This window comes from Variovorax sp. 3319, assembly GCF_031456585.1.
Classification (GTDB): domain Bacteria; phylum Pseudomonadota; class Gammaproteobacteria; order Burkholderiales; family Burkholderiaceae_C; genus Variovorax; species Variovorax paradoxus_P.
On the sequence record NZ_JAVDUZ010000003.1, the window covers coordinates 277,014 to 291,500 of the forward strand.

Consider the following 14,487-nt stretch of genomic DNA (forward strand, 5'->3'; position numbering starts at 1 on the left):
AGACTCGAAGCGCCTTCGCATTTTGCGAAGGCGTGCTGCCGTCACAGCAATTCCGGCGGCTGCGATCTGTTCTTAGAGTTGGGGCATTCCCAAAGGAGACAGACGCAGATGAACGCACTCGAAGGCCTCAAGGTGCTGGAGCTCGGCCAGCTCATCGCCGGGCCGTTCGCCGGCAAGACGCTGGCCGAATTCGGTGCCGACGTGATCAAGGTCGAGCCCGCGGGCGTCGGCGATCCGCTGCGCAAGTGGCGCATGCTGCGCGAAGGCACTTCGGTGTGGTGGGAGGTGCAGTCGCGCAACAAGCGCTCTGTGTGCCTCGACCTTCGCAGCGCCGAAGGCCAGGAGGCGGTGCGCGCACTGGCGCTAGAGGCCGACGTGCTCATCGAGAACTTCAAGCCGGGCACGCTCGAGGGCTGGGGCCTGGGCTGGGAACAGCTGCATGCGCTCAACCCCCGGCTCATCATGCTGCGCATCTCTGGTTACGGCCAGACGGGCCCCTACCGCGACAAGCCGGGCTTTGGCGTGCTCGGCGAATCGATGGGCGGGCTGCGCTACCTGAGCGGCGAACCGGGACGGGTGCCTGTGCGCGTGGGCGTTTCGCTCGGCGACACGCTGGCTGCGCTGCACGGCGTGATCGGCGTGCTCACCGCGCTGCACCACCGCACAGCCCATGGCGGCAACGGACAATTCATCGACGTGGCGCTCTATGAGTCGGTCTTCAACGTCATGGAAAGCCTGCTGCCCGAATACGACGCGTTCGGCGCGGTGCGCGAGCGCTCTGGCAGCGCCTTGCCGGGCATTGCGCCGACCAACGCCTACAAGTGCAGCGACGGCCGCTATGTACTGGTGGCGGGCAATGGCGACAGCATCTTTCGCCGGCTGATGCGTGCAATCGGACGCGCAGACCTGGAGAACGACCCCCAACTGGTGCACAACGACGGCCGTGTGCAGCGCGTGGAAGAAATCGATGTCGCTATCGAGGCGTGGACGCTCCAGCGTGGCCGCGACGAAGTTCTGGCGGTGCTCGATGCGGCTGGCGTGCCTGTAGGGCGCATCTACTCGGTGGCCGACATTGCCGCCGATCCGCAATACAAGGCGCGGCAGATGATCGTGGAGGCGACCACGTCCGATGGCGGCACGCTCAAGGTGCCCGGCGTGGTGCCCAAGCTCAGCGCCACGCCGGGGCGCATTGCGCACCCGGCACCGCGGCTCGGCGAACACACCGGCGACCTGCGCGGCTCGGGCTGGCCCGCGCGCCGCACCGAGAAAAGCGAGGCGGTATGAAAGGGGGCAACGGCAAGCGGCTCTTCGTCAACGAAGTGGCCACCCGCGACGGATTCCAGATGGAAAGCCGCTTCATTCCGACCGACGACAAGATCGCGCTGATCGACCGCCTGAGCGCGCTCGGCTACGCCAAGATCGAGGTCACCTCGTTCACTTCCGCCAAGGCGATACCGGCACTGCGCGACGGCGAAGAGGTCATGCAGCGCATCGCGCGCCGCCCCGGCGTGGTCTACACCGCGCTGGTGCCAAACCTGCGCGGGGCCGAGCGAGCACTGGAAAGCCGCATCGACGAGTTCAACATCGTCATGTCGGTGAGCGAGACGCACAACCTCAGCAACCTGCGCATGACGCGCGAGCAGTCTTTTGCCGAACTTGCCCAGGTTATCGCGCTGGCAAGGCAGGTCGGCGTGCCTGTGAACGTTTCGCTCTCATGCGTGTTCGGCTGCCCGATGGAAGGCGAAGTGCCGCTGGCCGCGGTGCTCGAATGGATCGACCGCTTCGCGGCATTGCAGGTGCAGGGCGTCACGCTGTGCGACACCGCGGGCATGGCATTTCCCACGCAGGTGGAGGCTATCTGCAAGGCGGTGCTGGCCAGGCGCCCTGCAACGCAATGGACGGCCCACTTTCACAACACGCGCGGGATGGGGCTTGCAAACACAGTGGCCGCGGTCGAAGCGGGGGTCGAACGGCTCGACATGTCGCTGGGCGGCATCGGCGGTTGCCCCTACGCCCCCGGCGCTACCGGCAATGTGGCCACGGAAGACGTGGTGCACATGCTGCAATGCATGGGCTACGACACGGGCATGAATCTCGAGGGCCTTCTCGAAGCGGCTTCGGTGCTCGAGAACCTGGTGCAGCACGATTTGCCGAGCCAGGTTTTCCGCGCTGGCCACCGGCTCACGCGTCATGCGCCGCCGCCCGGTTTCAACGACATAGCGGCGCGCGCGCATGCGCGCCGCGGCAAGGAGCTGCACCCATGATCGACCATCTGGACCACCTGGTGCTCACCACCGCCAATGAGGAGGCCTGCACCCGCTTCTACATCGACGTAATGGGCATGACGCTGGAAACCTTCGGCCCGGGCCGCAAGGCCTTTTGCTTCGGCGACCAGAAGATCAACCTGCACGTGAAGGGCCACGAATTCGAGCCCAAGGCGCAGGCGCCGACGCCAGGAGCGCTGGACCTGTGCTTCATCGCAAGCGTGCCGCTGGACGAAGTGATTGCAAGGCTGCAGGACAAGGGCGTGCCGATCATCGAAGGCCCCGTGATGCGGACGGGCGCCACGTCGCGCATCCGCTCGGTCTATGTGCGCGACCCCGACATGAACCTCATCGAAATCTCGGAGCTGGCGCCCTGACGAAGGACCCTGCTTCAGACGCAAATTCAAAAATATCCGGAGACAAACCATGAAACCCCCATTTCGCTCTGTCGCGGCCGGCCTTGGCCTCGGCCTCGGCCTTGCGCTTGCAACCGCAGCCGCCAGCGCCGACACCTGGCCTTCGAAGCCGATCACCTTCATCGTGCCTACCGCGCCCGCGGGGTCCACGGACATCATGGCGCGCATGGTCGGCGATCCGCTGCAACGCGCATTGGGCCAGCCTGTCGTCGTCGACAACCGGCCCGGCGCCAGCGGCAACATCGGCGCCGAGGCCGTGGCGCGTGCCGCGCCCGACGGCTACACGCTGCTGATGCAGTACTCGGGCTATCACGTGGGCAACCCCTCGCTCTACCCGCAGCTCAAGTGGAGCCCCACCAAAGACTTCGTGCCCGTGGCCATGGTGATGCGTGCGCCGCACGTGGTGGCCGTCAGCGGCAAGCTGCCGGTCAACTCGATGAAGGAACTCATCGAGCACGGCAAGAAGAAAGAAGGCGGCTTGTTCTACGCCTCGTCGGGTAACGGGTCGATCCAGCACATTGCGGGAGAGCTGCTGTCGCGCCAGGCCAAACAGCCGATGACGCATGTGCCCTACAAAGGCTCGGGCCCGGCCATCAACGACCTGATTGCGGGCAACGTGGACATGTTCATCACCACGCCGCCCTCGGTCATCGGGCACATTGCGAGCGGGCGGATGAAGGCGCTGGCCTATACCGGCAGCAAGCGGCATCCGTCGATGCCCACCGTGCCGACGTCGGCCGAGGCAGGCTTGCCGGGCTACGAAGTGGAGTCGTGGTTTGCGGTGTTCGCGCCGGCCAGGACGCCGCCCGAGGTGGTGGCAAAGCTCAGCGCCGAGATCAAGAAGATCGTCGAGAGCGAATCGTTCCGCAAGAAGGTGGACGAGCAGGGCGCCTTTGCCACCTACATGGATTCCGCGGCGCTGGGCAAGTTTGTCGACCAGGAACTTGTGGCCTGGTCGAAGGTGATCAAGGCGGCGGACATCAAGCCCGAGTGACCGGGCCGGCGCCGTAGCCCACTACGGCACTACGGCTTGACGCCGAGCACCGAGAGAATGATGGCTGCCAGGGTCAGCGTCACGGGCAGCCGGTGCGCGGCCAGGGCTTGCGCCCGCGCAACCGACAGCTTCGACGAGAGAAGCAGGTTCTTTTCAGAATGAAGAGGCGTGGTCATATCGGTACTCCTGTGTGGCTGTGGGCGACTTGCCCGCATGCCTCAAAGATAGTCATCGCAAGGCACCGTGGCACGGGCCTTTGCGCGACACCGCGTTTCCGTTTTTGCAACGATCGGCGCGGAACCGGGTCAGGGTAGCTGCGAAGAATTAGCCGGCAATGAGCTTCTGCACCAGCTCCGCCGTGGTGGCCGCCGCGTACTTGCGCATGAGCCGCGCTCGGTGCAGTTCGACCGTGCGGTGGCTGATGCCCAGCGCCTTGCCGATCTCCTTGGACGTGAGCCCGCGCATCACCTGCGCCGCCACCTCGCGCTCGCGTGGCGTGAGCTCGGCCTTCACTGCGCGGCGAGAGCCCAGGTCTTCGAAGGTCCAGATGCCGGCTTCGTGCGGCGCGGCGCGGTTCATGGCGTGGCCGGTGACATGGCACCAGAAGGTTTCGCCCGCCATGGCGCCGTGCAGGCCGCCCAGGCGCTTCATCATGCGGTTGTCTGCATAGCGGCCGCTGGCGTTCAAAAACGGCTCCATGCGCTTGCCGATGCGCTCGAACTCGGCCACGCTCGGGTACAGAATGCTGAATGAATGCCCGACCAGCGCAGAGGGCGTTGCACCAAAAATCTCGCAAACCCGCTCGTTGCAGGCCACGATGGTGCGGTTGCGCGAAACCACCATGCCCACGGGGGCATGCTCGAAGGCCAGGCGGTAGTCGATCTCCTGCATCGGGGGTCACCATTACGAAATACTACGTATGCGACTACGTAGTATCGTTCAAGGCTCTTCAAAAGCTTTCGCCAACTCTCCACCCATCCATCAAGGAGCCCGAGTGAACAAGATTTATCCCTCCGCAGACGCGGCACTCAAGGGGGTCGTGGCCGACGGGCAGATGCTCGCGGTCGGCGGCTTCGGCCTGTGCGGCATTCCCGAGGCGCTGATCGATGCGCTCAAGGACACCGGCGTGCAGAACCTCACCGTCATTTCGAACAACGCGGGCGTCGACGGCTTCGGCCTTGGCAAGCTGCTCGAAACGCGCCAGATCAAGAAAATGATTGCGTCGTACGTGGGCGAGAACAAGGAGTTCGAGCGCCAATACCTGGCCGGCGAGCTCGCGCTGGAGTTCACGCCCCAGGGCACGCTGGCCGAAAAGCTGCGCGCGGGCGGCGCGGGCATTCCGGCCTTCTTCACCAAGACCGGCGTGGGCACGCAAGTGGCCGAGGGCAAGGAGCTGCGCGAGTTCGACGGCGAAACCTACGTGATGGAACGCTCGCTGGTGCCCGACGTGGCGCTGGTCAAGGCAGACGTGGCCGACAAGTCGGGCAACCTGCGCTTTCGCCTCACGGCACGCAACTTCAACCCCGCCGCAGCCATGGCCGGCAAGATCTGCATCGTCGAGGTCGAGAAGATCGTCGAAGTGGGTGAGCTCGCGCCAGACGACATTCACCTGCCGGGCATCTACGTGCACCGCATCGTGCTGAATGCCAACCCCGAGAAGCGCATTGAAAAGCGCACGGTGACGGCAGCCGCTCCGGCAGATGCCGCGGCCGCCAAGGTCGAGGCCCAGGCCGCCATTGCCCAGGCCGCCGCCGGCAGCGAAGTGCCCGCCCCCGTCAAGAACAACAAAGGAGCCTGAGATGCCCTGGACCCAAGACCAAATGGCCGCGCGCGCGGCGCAAGAACTCGAAGACGGCTTCTACGTCAACCTGGGCATCGGCATTCCCACGCTGGTGGCCAACTTTGTCGGCGACAAGGAAGTTTGGCTTCAAAGCGAGAACGGCATGCTCGGCATTGGCCCGTTCCCGACCGAAGAGCAGGTGGATGCCGACCTGATCAACGCCGGCAAGCAGACCGTTACCACGCTGCCGGGTTCGGCCATCTTCGGCAGCCACGACAGCTTCGCGATGATCCGCGGCGGCAAGATCAACCTGTCGATCCTCGGCGCCATGCAGGTGAGCGTGAAGGGCGACCTTGCCAACTGGATGATCCCCGGCAAGATGGTGAAAGGCATGGGCGGCGCCATGGACCTGGTGGCTGGCGTGAAGCGCGTCATTGTGCTGATGGAGCACGTTGCCAGGAAGAAGGACGGCACCGAGGACTTCAAGATTCTCGAGCAGTGCACCTTGCCGCTGACCGGCGTGGGTGTGGTCGACCGCATCATTACCGACCTGGCCGTGATGGATGTGCTGCCCGAGGGCCTCAAGGTGGTCGAGCTCGCACCGGGCGTGAGCTTCGATTCTCTGCAGGCCAGGACCGGGGCCAAGCTGATCCAGTAGGCAGTAGCGCAGCATCGACAAGGGCCGCATTTGCGGCCCTTCGTCATGGAGGAATGAGAAACTGTACGCATGGCCTATCTCGACCTCGACAACCTCCAGACCATTTTTCTAGACGACGAGGCGCTGCGCGCACGGCGATTGCAGCGGCAGCCCTGCGGGGTGCTCAACATCACAAGCGGCCGCATCGTGGCGTGCGATCCGCTGGTGCAGCCCGAGCGCGAGCCTTTCGTTCGCGGGGTGAGCGGGCGCGGCACATTCCCGGCAGAGGTACTGCAGCACAGACGTCGCAATGCGCTGGCGGTGCTCTGGCTGCGCGACCGAGGCGGTTTGCAGCTTACCGATCTGCACTGGGAACCGGCGTTGCTCGAAGGGCAATCGCAGGACGAACTCGGCGACGACGAGTTCTACGGCTACCCCGTCGATGCCGGCGTCGGCTGCTTCATGGATGCCGACGGCGCCGCGGCCATTGCCGAGCGCGAGGCGCGCGAATCTTCGGCCAACCCCGACTACGTCAGCTACTACGACGACGTGCTCGACACCGAGTTGGGCGGCAGTGACATGGCCGACCACTATCCGCTGGGCGAGGGCAGCGCGAACAACGTGCTGATCTTCAGCTCAGGCTGGGGCGACGGCAACTATCCAAGCTTCTGGGCGATCGATGCGTCCGGCGAACCCGTGGCGCTTGTCACCGACTTCATGACGATGGAAGGTGGCGATGCGCGCAGCGAGGACGAGAAACGCGACGACGCCTACCTGGCCAGTCTTTCCCCAGAGAGGCTGGCGGCGCTCGAAGCGCTGGGAGCCGCCGCGGTCAACGGCAACGCGGCCGCCGTCCGGCCTTTGCTCGATGGCGGGCTTGCAGGTGTCAACGACATCGTTCCGTCGCTCGGCGAAACCGCACTCATGAGCGCGATCCGCATGAACCAGTCCGAAGTCCTGGGTGCGCTGCTGGGCGCCGCACCTTGTCCCACCATGCCGGAGCATCTGCGTATCGAGGGCGAGGCGGAGACCTACCTGGCCTATGCGCGTTGGCTCGAAAGCGTGCCGGCGATTATCGAGTTGCTTGAGGCGGCCGACACTGCCGCCGCTGCACCAGTGCCTGCCAAAGGCTCGGGCCTCTGAAAGCGCCTGTTCTCCTGAGCTTTGAGTCGAAGCGCGCCGGTGTGCCGCAGTTCAGCCCGGCATCAGCATGTGCTTCTGCGAATGGGCGATGGTGAGCAAAAACTCCCACACCGCGCGCATCCGCACAAGGTGCTTGGTTTCCGCCGGCATCGACATCCAGAAGGTGCGAGTGAAGTTGGCCTGGTCGCCGAGCACGGGGCGCAATGCGGCGTCCTGCTCGGCAATGAAGGCCGGCAGCACTGCAATGCCGGCTCCGGCGGCCACCGCCCGGTGCTGGGCCAGCACGCTGGTGCTGCGCAGCGCAAAGGCATCGGGCCGATGCAGTTCGTCCAGGTACTGCAGCTCCTTGCTGAAGAGCAGGTCGTCCACGTAGCTGATGAAGGTGTGGCCGCGCAGGTCTTCGCGCGTTTTTATCGGCTTGTGCGCGGCCAGGTACTGCTTCGACGCGTAGAGCCGCAGCGTGTAGTCGGTGAGCTTGGTCACGACCACGGGCCCGCGCGCCGGCCGCTCGAGCGAAATCACGATGTCCGCCTCGCGCCGCGAAAGGTGCACCAGGCGCGGCATTGCCAGCAGGTCGATGGTGAGCTTGGGATGCTGCTGCGCAAAAAGCGCGAGCTGCGGCGCCAGCACCACGGTGCCAAAGCCTTCGGTAGCGCCGATGCGCACCAGGCCCGACAGGCCTTCTTGCGATGCCGGCGCGGTGCTTTCCACCGCCTGGAAGGCGCTCTCCATGGCTTCGACTTGCGGCTGCAGCTTGCGGCCCGCCTCTGTCAGCCTGTGCCCGCCCGCTTCGCGCGAGAAAAGCGGCGCACCCACTTCCTTTTCAAGCGCCTGGATGCGCCGGGCCACTGTGGTGTGGTCCACCTCGAGGCGCCGCGCCGCGCTCATCAGCGTGCCCGAGCGGGCCAGTTCCAGAAAGTAGCGAAGGTTGTCCCAGTCCATGTGCTCGCATGCCTCGTGTCGGGCTTTGCATTTTTGCAAAGCGATGGCGCATATTTGTCTATTGTCATGGCAAATCTGCAAAGCTAGGATGCGGCTTGAACCTGCCACGCAGGCCCCGTATTCACAGGAGACAAAACCCCATGGACGCCACCACCACCCCGAAGACCCAGGTCGCCACCGTCAAGCTGCTGATCGGCGGCAAGTTCGTCGAGTCGAAGACCAGCGAATGGCGCGACATCGTCAACCCGGCCACGCAAGAGGTGCTGGCCCGCGTGCCCTTTGCCACGCAGGCCGAGCTCGATGCCGCAGTGGCCTCCGCCAAGGACGCCTTCAAGACCTGGCGCAAGACGCCTATTGGCGCCCGCGCCCGCATCTTCCTGAAGTACCAGCAGCTCATTCGCGAGAACATGAGCGAGCTGGCCGCGATTCTCACGGCCGAGCAAGGCAAGACGCTGCCCGACGCAGAGGGCGACGTGTTCCGCGGCCTTGAAGTGGTGGAGCACGCGTCGAACATCGGCAACCTGCAGTTGGGTGAGCTGGCCAACAACGTGGCCAATGGCGTCGACACCTACACGCTGCTGCAGCCGCTGGGCGTGTGCGCCGGCATCACGCCGTTCAACTTTCCGGCCATGATTCCGCTGTGGATGTTCCCGATGGCCATCGTTACCGGCAACACCTTTGTGCTGAAGCCCTCGGAGCAAGACCCGATGGTGACCATGCGCTTGTGCGAACTGGCGCTCGAAGCCGGCATTCCGCCCGGCGTGCTGAACGTGATTCACGGCGGCGAGGCGGTGGTCAACGGCATCTGCGACCACAAGGACATCAAGGCGATCAGCTTCGTCGGCTCGACCAAGGTGGGCACGCACGTCTACAACCGCGCCACGCTGGCCGGCAAGCGCGTGCAATGCATGATGGGCGCGAAGAACCACGCCATCGTGATGCCCGACGCCAACAAGGAGCAAACGCTCAACGCGCTGGCAGGTGCGAGCTTTGGCGCCGCGGGCCAGCGCTGCATGGCGGTGTCGGTGGCGGTGCTGGTGGGCGAGGCGCGCAACTGGGTGCCCGAGCTCATTGCAAAGGCCAAGACGCTGAAGATCGGTGCCGGCACCGAGAAGGGCGTGGACGTGGGGCCGCTGGTTTCTTGCGCAGCCTACGACCGCGTCAGCAACCTCATCGAACGCGGCCTGGCCGACGGCGCCAAGCTGGAGCTCGATGGCCGCAAGCCCACTGTGCCCGGCTACGAGAAGGGCAACTTCGTCGGCCCGACGATCTTCTCGGGCGTGAAGCCCGGCATGACCATCTATGACCAGGAAATCTTCGGCCCGGTGCTGTGCGTGGCAGACGCCGAGAACATCGACGAAGCCATCGAGCTGATCAACAGCAACCCCAACGGCAACGGCACCGCCATCTTCACGCAGTCGGGCGCCGCGGCGCGCCGCTTCCAGGAAGACATCGACGTGGGACAGGTCGGCATCAACGTGCCGATTCCGGTGCCTGTGCCGATGTTCTCTTTTACCGGTTCGCGCGCATCCAAGCTCGGCGACCTGGGCCCCTACGGCAAGCAGGTCATCATGTTCTACACGCAGACCAAGACGGTGACGGCGCGCTGGTTCGACGACAGTACCGTGAGCCACGGCGTCAACACCACGATCAGCCTCAAATGAGGCGCAGGCTTCGCGTCGTGGCCTGTGGCGCGATGGCGGCGCTGGCTTTGCTGGCGGGCGGGGTGCAGGCGGCCGCGGACGCCGGTCCGGACGACTGCAATCCCGACGGCAACCAGCAGCAGCTGAACGCCTGCGCCGCGCGCGATTTTCGTGCGGCCGATGCCGCACTCAACATCCGCTACGGCGAGGTGATGAAGACCCTCTCGCCGCAGATGCGCGTCGCGTTGCGCACCGAGCAGCGCGCCTGGCTCAAGGGCCGCGACCCCGCATGCAAGCGCGCCTCGAAAGCGAACGAAGGCGGCTCCATCTGGCCGCTGGTGTTCAACTCATGTCTGGAGAAATCGACCCTGAAACGGACCGCCGAACTGGATCGCTGGAAGGGCCGCGAACAATGAACTTCGAATTGTCCGAAGAGCAGAACGCCTTTGCGCAGAGTGCGCGCGACTTTGCGCGGGCCGAGTTCGCGCCTTTTGCGGCGCAGTGGGACGCCGAGGCCATCTTTCCGAAAGAAGCCATCGCCAAGGCGGGCGAACTGGGCTTCTGCGGGCTGTATGCGCCCGAGCGCATCGGCGGCCTCGGCCTGCCGCGGCTCGACTCTGCGCTGGTGTTCGAGGAAATGGCCGCGGTCGATCCGTCGACCACGGCCTTCATCACCATTCACAACATGGCGACGTGGATGCTCGGCACCTGGGCGACCGATGCCGTGGCAGAACGGTGGGGCGAAGACCTGACGAGCGGGCGCAAGCTGGCTTCGTATTGCCTTACCGAGCCTGGCGCCGGCTCCGATGCCGGGTCTTTGAAGACCCGCGCAGAACTGCAAGGGGCGGAATACGTCATCAACGGCGGCAAGGCCTTCATCTCCGGCGCGGGCTCGACCGACGTGCTGGTGCTCATGGCGCGCACCGGCGGCGGCGGCGCGGGCGGCATCTCCGCCTTTGCGGTGCCGGCCGATGCGCCCGGCGTGAGCTACGGCAAGAAGGAACACAAGATGGGCTGGAACAGCCAGCCCACACGCACCATCAGCTTCGACAACGTGCGGGTGCCAGCCGAAAACCTGCTGGGCAAAGAGGGCGAGGGCTTTCGCATTGCCATGAAGGGGCTCGACGGCGGGCGCATCAACATCGCGACCTGTTCGGTAGGTGCGGCGCAGGGCGCGCTGGATGCGGCGCGCCGCTACCTGCACGAGCGACAGCAGTTCGGCAAGCCTATATCGAGTTTTCAGGCGCTGCAGTTCAAGCTGGCCGACATGGCCACGGAGCTTGTCGCGGCGCGGCAGATGGTGCGGCTTGCCGCAAGCAAGCTCGATGCGGGTCATGCCGATGCCAGCACCTATTGCGCCATGGCCAAGCGCTTTGCGACCGATGCGGGCTTCAACGTCTGCAACAACGCGCTGCAACTGCACGGCGGCTACGGCTATTTGAGCGAGTTTCCGCTCGAACGGCTGGTGCGCGATACCCGCGTGCACCAGATCCTCGAAGGCACCAACGAAATCATGCGCGTGATCGTTGCGCGAAAATTGCTGGAAGGGGACAGCGATATCCGCTGACGCCCCGCATCCGGAACCCTCTCAAGACAATGACCGACTCCGTAGTTCTTTTTGAAGAAATCAAGACCGCCGGCGGCCAGCGCTTCGGCGTTGCAACGCTCAACGCACCGGCCTCTCTCAACGCGCTTTCCGTGGACATGGTGCGCCTGCTCACGCCCAAGCTGCGCGAATGGGCAAAGGACGAGGGCATCGTCGGCGTGCTGATGCAGGCGGCCGGCGAAAAAGCCTTTTGCGCCGGCGGCGACCTGCGCCAGCTGTATCAAACGCTGCTCGAATGCGGCCCCGAGCGCAATACCTACGCCGAAGACTTCTTCCGCGAAGAGTACGAACTCGACTACCTCATTCATACCTTTCCAAAGCCGTTTCTCTGCTGGGGCCACGGCATCGTGATGGGTGGCGGCGTGGGCTTGATGTCGGGCTGCTCGCACCGCGTGGTTACCCCGCAGAGCCGCATTGCCATGCCCGAGATCAGCATCGGCCTCTACCCCGATGTGGGCGGCAGCTGGTTCCTGCGCCGCACGCCGGGCCGCACGGGCCTGTTCCTGGCGCTTACCGCCGCCAACCTGAATGCGGCCGACGCCATCTTCTGCGGGCTGGCCGACGTGCTGGTGCCGCAGGAACACAAGGGCCAGGTGCTCGAGGCAATTGCCGCAACGCGCTGGCACGGCGAGCAGAAGGCCGACCGTGCAGAGCTTTCGCGCATCCTCGCGCGGGCAGGTGAGGGCGCGCAGATGCCGCCATCCAAGGTGCGCGAGCACTACGACACCATCAACGCCCTGATGGCCGGCGACGACCTGCTCGACATTGCGAAGCGCCTGCGCAACCTGCAAAGCGAAGATGCGTGGCTGCAGTCTGCGTCCAAGACCTTCATGAAGGGCGCGCCGAGTTCGGCCGCGCTGAGCTTCGAGCTGTGGCAGCGCGTGCACCGCATGTCGTTGGCGGAGGTGTTCAGGCTCGAATACTGGGCTTCGCTCGGCTTCTGTGCGCACAAGGATTTTGCCGAGGGCATCCGCGCGGTGCTGATCGACAAGGACCGCAACCCGCGCTGGAACCCGGCCACCATCGAAGAGATCATGCCCGCATTCATCGAAGACCACCTGCGTCCGCGCGGCGAAATGCCGGCCGAGCTGGCTGCGCTGGCCTGACTCTCTTCCACAAATACAACGGAGACAAAAAATGAAGATCACATTCATCGGCCTCGGCAACATGGGCGGCCCGATGGCCATGAACCTGAAGAAGGCCGGCCACGAGGTCAGGGCCTTCGACCTGTCGGCCGAGGCCTGCAAGAAATACGCGGCCGAAGGCTTGGGCATTGCCGCTTCGGCGGCAGATTCGGTTGCCGGCGCAGAGGTGGTGATCAGCATGCTGCCGGCCAGTGCGCATGTGGAAGGCCTGTTTCTCGGGGGCGCCGGCAAGCCCGGCCTGCTCGAGAGCATTGCGGCCGGTACGCTCGTCATCGACAGCAGCACCATCGCTGCTGCAACGTCGCGCAAGGTGGCCGAAGCGGCCGCTGCCAAGGGCATTGCCATGATCGATGCGCCGGTTTCCGGCGGCACCGGCGGCGCCATTGCCGGCACGCTCACCTTCATGGTCGGCGGCGAATCGAAAGACCTGGAGCGCGCGCGTCCGGTGCTCGAGAAGATGGGCGCCAACATCTTCCACGCTGGCGCGGCAGGCGCGGGCCAGACCGCGAAGATCTGCAACAACATGCTGCTCGGCATCTTGATGATCGGCACCTCCGAGGCGCTGGCGCTGGGCGTTGCCAACGGGCTCGACCCGAAGGTGCTGTCCGAAATCATGCGGCGCAGCTCCGGCGGTAATTGGGCGCTCGAAAAATACAACCCCATGCCGGGCGTGATGGATGCAGCCCCCGCATCGAAGAACTACGCAGGCGGCTTCGGCACCGACCTGATGCTGAAGGACCTGGGCCTGGCGCAAGAAAACGCCACCGCCGTTCGCGCTGCCACGCCGCTCGGCGGGCTGGCGCGCAGCCTGTATGCGGCGCACAGCCTCGCGGGCCATGGTGCGCTCGATTTTTCGAGCGTGCTGAAGCTGGTGCAGAAGGCGTCGTAGCCTTTCCTTCAAACAGCGTGCGCGGCCGCAGCAACGCGGCTCATGCCCGTGCTCAAAGCAGCTCGATTCCGGGCAGGCTCTTGAAGCAGCTTTCGCGTGTAATGCGCACAAAGTCAGCCAGCCATGGCTGGCCGGAAGTGCCCTGCGTGCATGCCATGTACAGCCGCCCGGTGAGGCCCCTGGCACCGACGCGGCGCGCTGTGACATAGCCGCGGTCGAGATAGTTCTGCACCGCCCATAGCGGCAAAGTTGCAATGCCACGGCCGCTTGCCACCAGCTGCAGCATCGCCACCGTGAGTTCGGTGGTGCGCCGGTGCGCGGGTTCCACGCCGGCCGGGGCCAGCACCTGCCGCACGATGTCGAGCATTTCGTCCGGCACGGGATATGTGATGAGCGTCTGGTCGGCAAAGTGGCGCGCGGTGAGATGCGGCTTGGCCGTGAGCGCGTGGTCGTTAGCCAGCAGCGCAACGATCTCGAAGCGGAACAGCGCGTGGTAGTCCACGGTTTCGTCCGGGTCCTGCTCGGAGACGATTGCCACTTCGGCGCGGTTCTGCATGACCAGGGCAATCGGGTCAGGGTGAAAGCCCGAGACGATGTCGAGCTCGATCTCGGGCCAGCGCTGGCGAAATGCGTCCATCGCGGGCATCAGCCAGTCGAAGCAGGTGTGGCACTCGACCACGATGCGCAGCTGCCCGCTGCGCCCCAGCGCAAGCCGCGCCACATCGCGCTCCGCTTCTTCGACAAGCGGCAGCGCGGTGTCGGCCAGCTGCAGCAGCCGCAGCCCGGTGGTGCTGAACTGCGGCGGCACCGACTTGCGCTCGAACAGCTGCGCGCCGTAGCGGTCTTCGAGCAGCTTGATCTGGTGCGACAGCGCCGACTGCGTGAGATTGAGCAACTGCGCCGCGCGCACCAGGCTGCCGGTGTCGCGCAGCGCAACCAGCGTGCGCAGGTGCCGTATCTCGAGGATGGACTGCAACATGAATGAATTTCAAGTGAAAGGGCAAAAGGTTTCGTTTGAATCATATGCC

16 protein-coding genes are annotated in these 14,487 nt (G+C 65.1%); 12 read left to right on the plus strand and 4 right to left on the minus strand.

Translation table 11 applies throughout. The features are described 5' to 3' along the window. Positions 1–108 precede the first annotated feature (108 nt). Genes J2X67_RS08475 through J2X67_RS08490 form a run of 4 tightly spaced genes read left to right on the plus strand, consistent with a single transcriptional unit; the run spans position 109 to position 3,674 of the window. Positions 109–1,284 (plus strand): CoA transferase, encoded by a 1,176-nt coding sequence (locus J2X67_RS08475; protein WP_309952166.1) that lies wholly within the window; start codon positions 109–111, stop codon positions 1,282–1,284. Further along, the gene (locus J2X67_RS08480; protein ID WP_309952167.1) at positions 1,281–2,264 is read left to right on the plus strand and encodes a hydroxymethylglutaryl-CoA lyase; all 984 of its coding nucleotides are present in this window, start codon (positions 1,281–1,283) and stop codon (positions 2,262–2,264) included. Before J2X67_RS08475 ends, J2X67_RS08480 begins: the two co-directional genes overlap by 4 nt. After that, positions 2,261–2,641 carry a VOC family protein gene (locus tag J2X67_RS08485; RefSeq protein ID WP_309952168.1) on the plus strand — a complete coding sequence of 127 codons (381 nt, stop codon included), beginning with the start codon at positions 2,261–2,263 and terminating at the stop codon, positions 2,639–2,641. Before J2X67_RS08480 ends, J2X67_RS08485 begins: the two co-directional genes overlap by 4 nt. Positions 2,642–2,690: 49 nt before the next feature. Beyond that, on the plus strand, positions 2,691–3,674 hold the full coding sequence (locus J2X67_RS08490; RefSeq protein WP_309952169.1) for a tripartite tricarboxylate transporter substrate binding protein: 984 nt from the start codon (positions 2,691–2,693) through the stop codon (positions 3,672–3,674). 29 nt (positions 3,675–3,703) lie between these two features. Here the strand turns inward: J2X67_RS08490 and J2X67_RS08495 are convergent, their stop codons facing one another. After that, on the minus strand, positions 3,704–3,850 hold the full coding sequence (locus tag J2X67_RS08495; protein ID WP_309952170.1) for a hypothetical protein: 147 nt from the start codon (positions 3,848–3,850) through the stop codon (positions 3,704–3,706). 148 nt (positions 3,851–3,998) lie between these two features. Next, positions 3,999–4,565, minus strand: a complete 567-nt coding sequence (locus J2X67_RS08500) for a LuxR C-terminal-related transcriptional regulator (protein ID WP_258507463.1) — start codon at positions 4,563–4,565, stop codon at positions 3,999–4,001. A gap of 103 nt (positions 4,566–4,668) precedes the next feature. Between J2X67_RS08500 and J2X67_RS08505 the strand changes: the two genes are divergently transcribed. The 3 genes from J2X67_RS08505 to J2X67_RS08515 all read left to right on the plus strand — a co-directional run bounded on the left by J2X67_RS08505 (position 4,669) and on the right by J2X67_RS08515 (position 7,234). Continuing rightward, positions 4,669–5,472: a CoA transferase subunit A gene (locus J2X67_RS08505; RefSeq protein WP_309952171.1), complete on the plus strand. Its 804-nt coding sequence runs from the start codon at positions 4,669–4,671 to the stop codon at positions 5,470–5,472. 1 nt (position 5,473) lies between these two features. Continuing rightward, positions 5,474–6,112: a 3-oxoacid CoA-transferase subunit B gene (locus tag J2X67_RS08510; RefSeq protein ID WP_309952173.1), complete on the plus strand. Its 639-nt coding sequence runs from the start codon at positions 5,474–5,476 to the stop codon at positions 6,110–6,112. Positions 6,113–6,181: 69 nt separating this feature from the next. Further along, on the plus strand, positions 6,182–7,234 hold the full coding sequence (locus J2X67_RS08515) for a DUF4241 domain-containing protein (RefSeq protein ID WP_309952174.1): 1,053 nt from the start codon (positions 6,182–6,184) through the stop codon (positions 7,232–7,234). Positions 7,235–7,285: 51 nt separating this feature from the next. Here J2X67_RS08515 and J2X67_RS08520 read toward each other — a convergent pair whose 3' ends face one another. Further along, the gene (locus tag J2X67_RS08520) at positions 7,286–8,176 is read right to left on the minus strand and encodes a LysR family transcriptional regulator (RefSeq protein WP_309952176.1); all 891 of its coding nucleotides are present in this window, start codon (positions 8,174–8,176) and stop codon (positions 7,286–7,288) included. 140 nt (positions 8,177–8,316) lie between these two features. On the opposite strand from J2X67_RS08520, the gene J2X67_RS08525 reads away from it, so the two are divergent. The 5 genes from J2X67_RS08525 to mmsB are packed head-to-tail and all read left to right on the plus strand — an operon-like array spanning position 8,317 to position 13,459. Continuing rightward, the gene (locus J2X67_RS08525; protein WP_309952177.1) at positions 8,317–9,840 is read left to right on the plus strand and encodes a CoA-acylating methylmalonate-semialdehyde dehydrogenase; all 1,524 of its coding nucleotides are present in this window, start codon (positions 8,317–8,319) and stop codon (positions 9,838–9,840) included. Further along, positions 9,837–10,235 carry a lysozyme inhibitor LprI family protein gene (locus J2X67_RS08530; RefSeq protein WP_309952178.1) on the plus strand — a complete coding sequence of 133 codons (399 nt, stop codon included), beginning with the start codon at positions 9,837–9,839 and terminating at the stop codon, positions 10,233–10,235. The genes J2X67_RS08525 and J2X67_RS08530 overlap by 4 nt, the downstream gene beginning before the upstream one ends. Next, positions 10,232–11,386 carry an acyl-CoA dehydrogenase family protein gene (locus J2X67_RS08535; protein ID WP_309952180.1) on the plus strand — a complete coding sequence of 385 codons (1,155 nt, stop codon included), beginning with the start codon at positions 10,232–10,234 and terminating at the stop codon, positions 11,384–11,386. Before J2X67_RS08530 ends, J2X67_RS08535 begins: the two co-directional genes overlap by 4 nt. A 29-nt stretch (positions 11,387–11,415) precedes the next feature. Continuing rightward, on the plus strand, positions 11,416–12,531 hold the full coding sequence (locus J2X67_RS08540) for an enoyl-CoA hydratase/isomerase family protein (RefSeq protein WP_309952181.1): 1,116 nt from the start codon (positions 11,416–11,418) through the stop codon (positions 12,529–12,531). A 31-nt stretch (positions 12,532–12,562) separates the two neighbouring features. Next, positions 12,563–13,459, plus strand: a complete 897-nt coding sequence (gene mmsB, locus J2X67_RS08545) for a 3-hydroxyisobutyrate dehydrogenase (protein ID WP_309952185.1) — start codon at positions 12,563–12,565, stop codon at positions 13,457–13,459. Positions 13,460–13,511: 52 nt separating this feature from the next. On the opposite strand, the gene J2X67_RS08550 is transcribed toward mmsB, so the two are convergent. After that, on the minus strand, positions 13,512–14,438 hold the full coding sequence (locus J2X67_RS08550; protein WP_309952187.1) for a LysR family transcriptional regulator: 927 nt from the start codon (positions 14,436–14,438) through the stop codon (positions 13,512–13,514). Positions 14,439–14,487: the final 49 nt, after the last annotated feature.

Coding starts and splice junctions, on each gene's coding strand:
- J2X67_RS08475 (WP_309952166.1), top strand. CDS start 109: ATGAACGCACTCGAAGGCCTCAAGGTGCTGGAGCTCGGCCAGCTCATC.
- J2X67_RS08480 (WP_309952167.1), top strand. CDS start 1,281: ATGAAAGGGGGCAACGGCAAGCGGCTCTTCGTCAACGAAGTGGCCACC.
- J2X67_RS08485 (WP_309952168.1), top strand. CDS start 2,261: ATGATCGACCATCTGGACCACCTGGTGCTCACCACCGCCAATGAGGAG.
- J2X67_RS08490 (WP_309952169.1), top strand. CDS start 2,691: ATGAAACCCCCATTTCGCTCTGTCGCGGCCGGCCTTGGCCTCGGCCTC.
- J2X67_RS08495 (WP_309952170.1), bottom strand. CDS start 3,850: ATGACCACGCCTCTTCATTCTGAAAAGAACCTGCTTCTCTCGTCGAAG.
- J2X67_RS08500 (WP_258507463.1), bottom strand. CDS start 4,565: ATGCAGGAGATCGACTACCGCCTGGCCTTCGAGCATGCCCCCGTGGGC.
- J2X67_RS08510 (WP_309952173.1), top strand. CDS start 5,474: ATGCCCTGGACCCAAGACCAAATGGCCGCGCGCGCGGCGCAAGAACTC.
- J2X67_RS08515 (WP_309952174.1), top strand. CDS start 6,182: ATGGCCTATCTCGACCTCGACAACCTCCAGACCATTTTTCTAGACGAC.
- J2X67_RS08520 (WP_309952176.1), bottom strand. CDS start 8,176: ATGGACTGGGACAACCTTCGCTACTTTCTGGAACTGGCCCGCTCGGGC.
- J2X67_RS08525 (WP_309952177.1), top strand. CDS start 8,317: ATGGACGCCACCACCACCCCGAAGACCCAGGTCGCCACCGTCAAGCTG.
- J2X67_RS08530 (WP_309952178.1), top strand. CDS start 9,837: ATGAGGCGCAGGCTTCGCGTCGTGGCCTGTGGCGCGATGGCGGCGCTG.
- J2X67_RS08535 (WP_309952180.1), top strand. CDS start 10,232: ATGAACTTCGAATTGTCCGAAGAGCAGAACGCCTTTGCGCAGAGTGCG.
- J2X67_RS08540 (WP_309952181.1), top strand. CDS start 11,416: ATGACCGACTCCGTAGTTCTTTTTGAAGAAATCAAGACCGCCGGCGGC.
- mmsB (WP_309952185.1), top strand. CDS start 12,563: ATGAAGATCACATTCATCGGCCTCGGCAACATGGGCGGCCCGATGGCC.
- J2X67_RS08550 (WP_309952187.1), bottom strand. CDS start 14,438: ATGTTGCAGTCCATCCTCGAGATACGGCACCTGCGCACGCTGGTTGCG.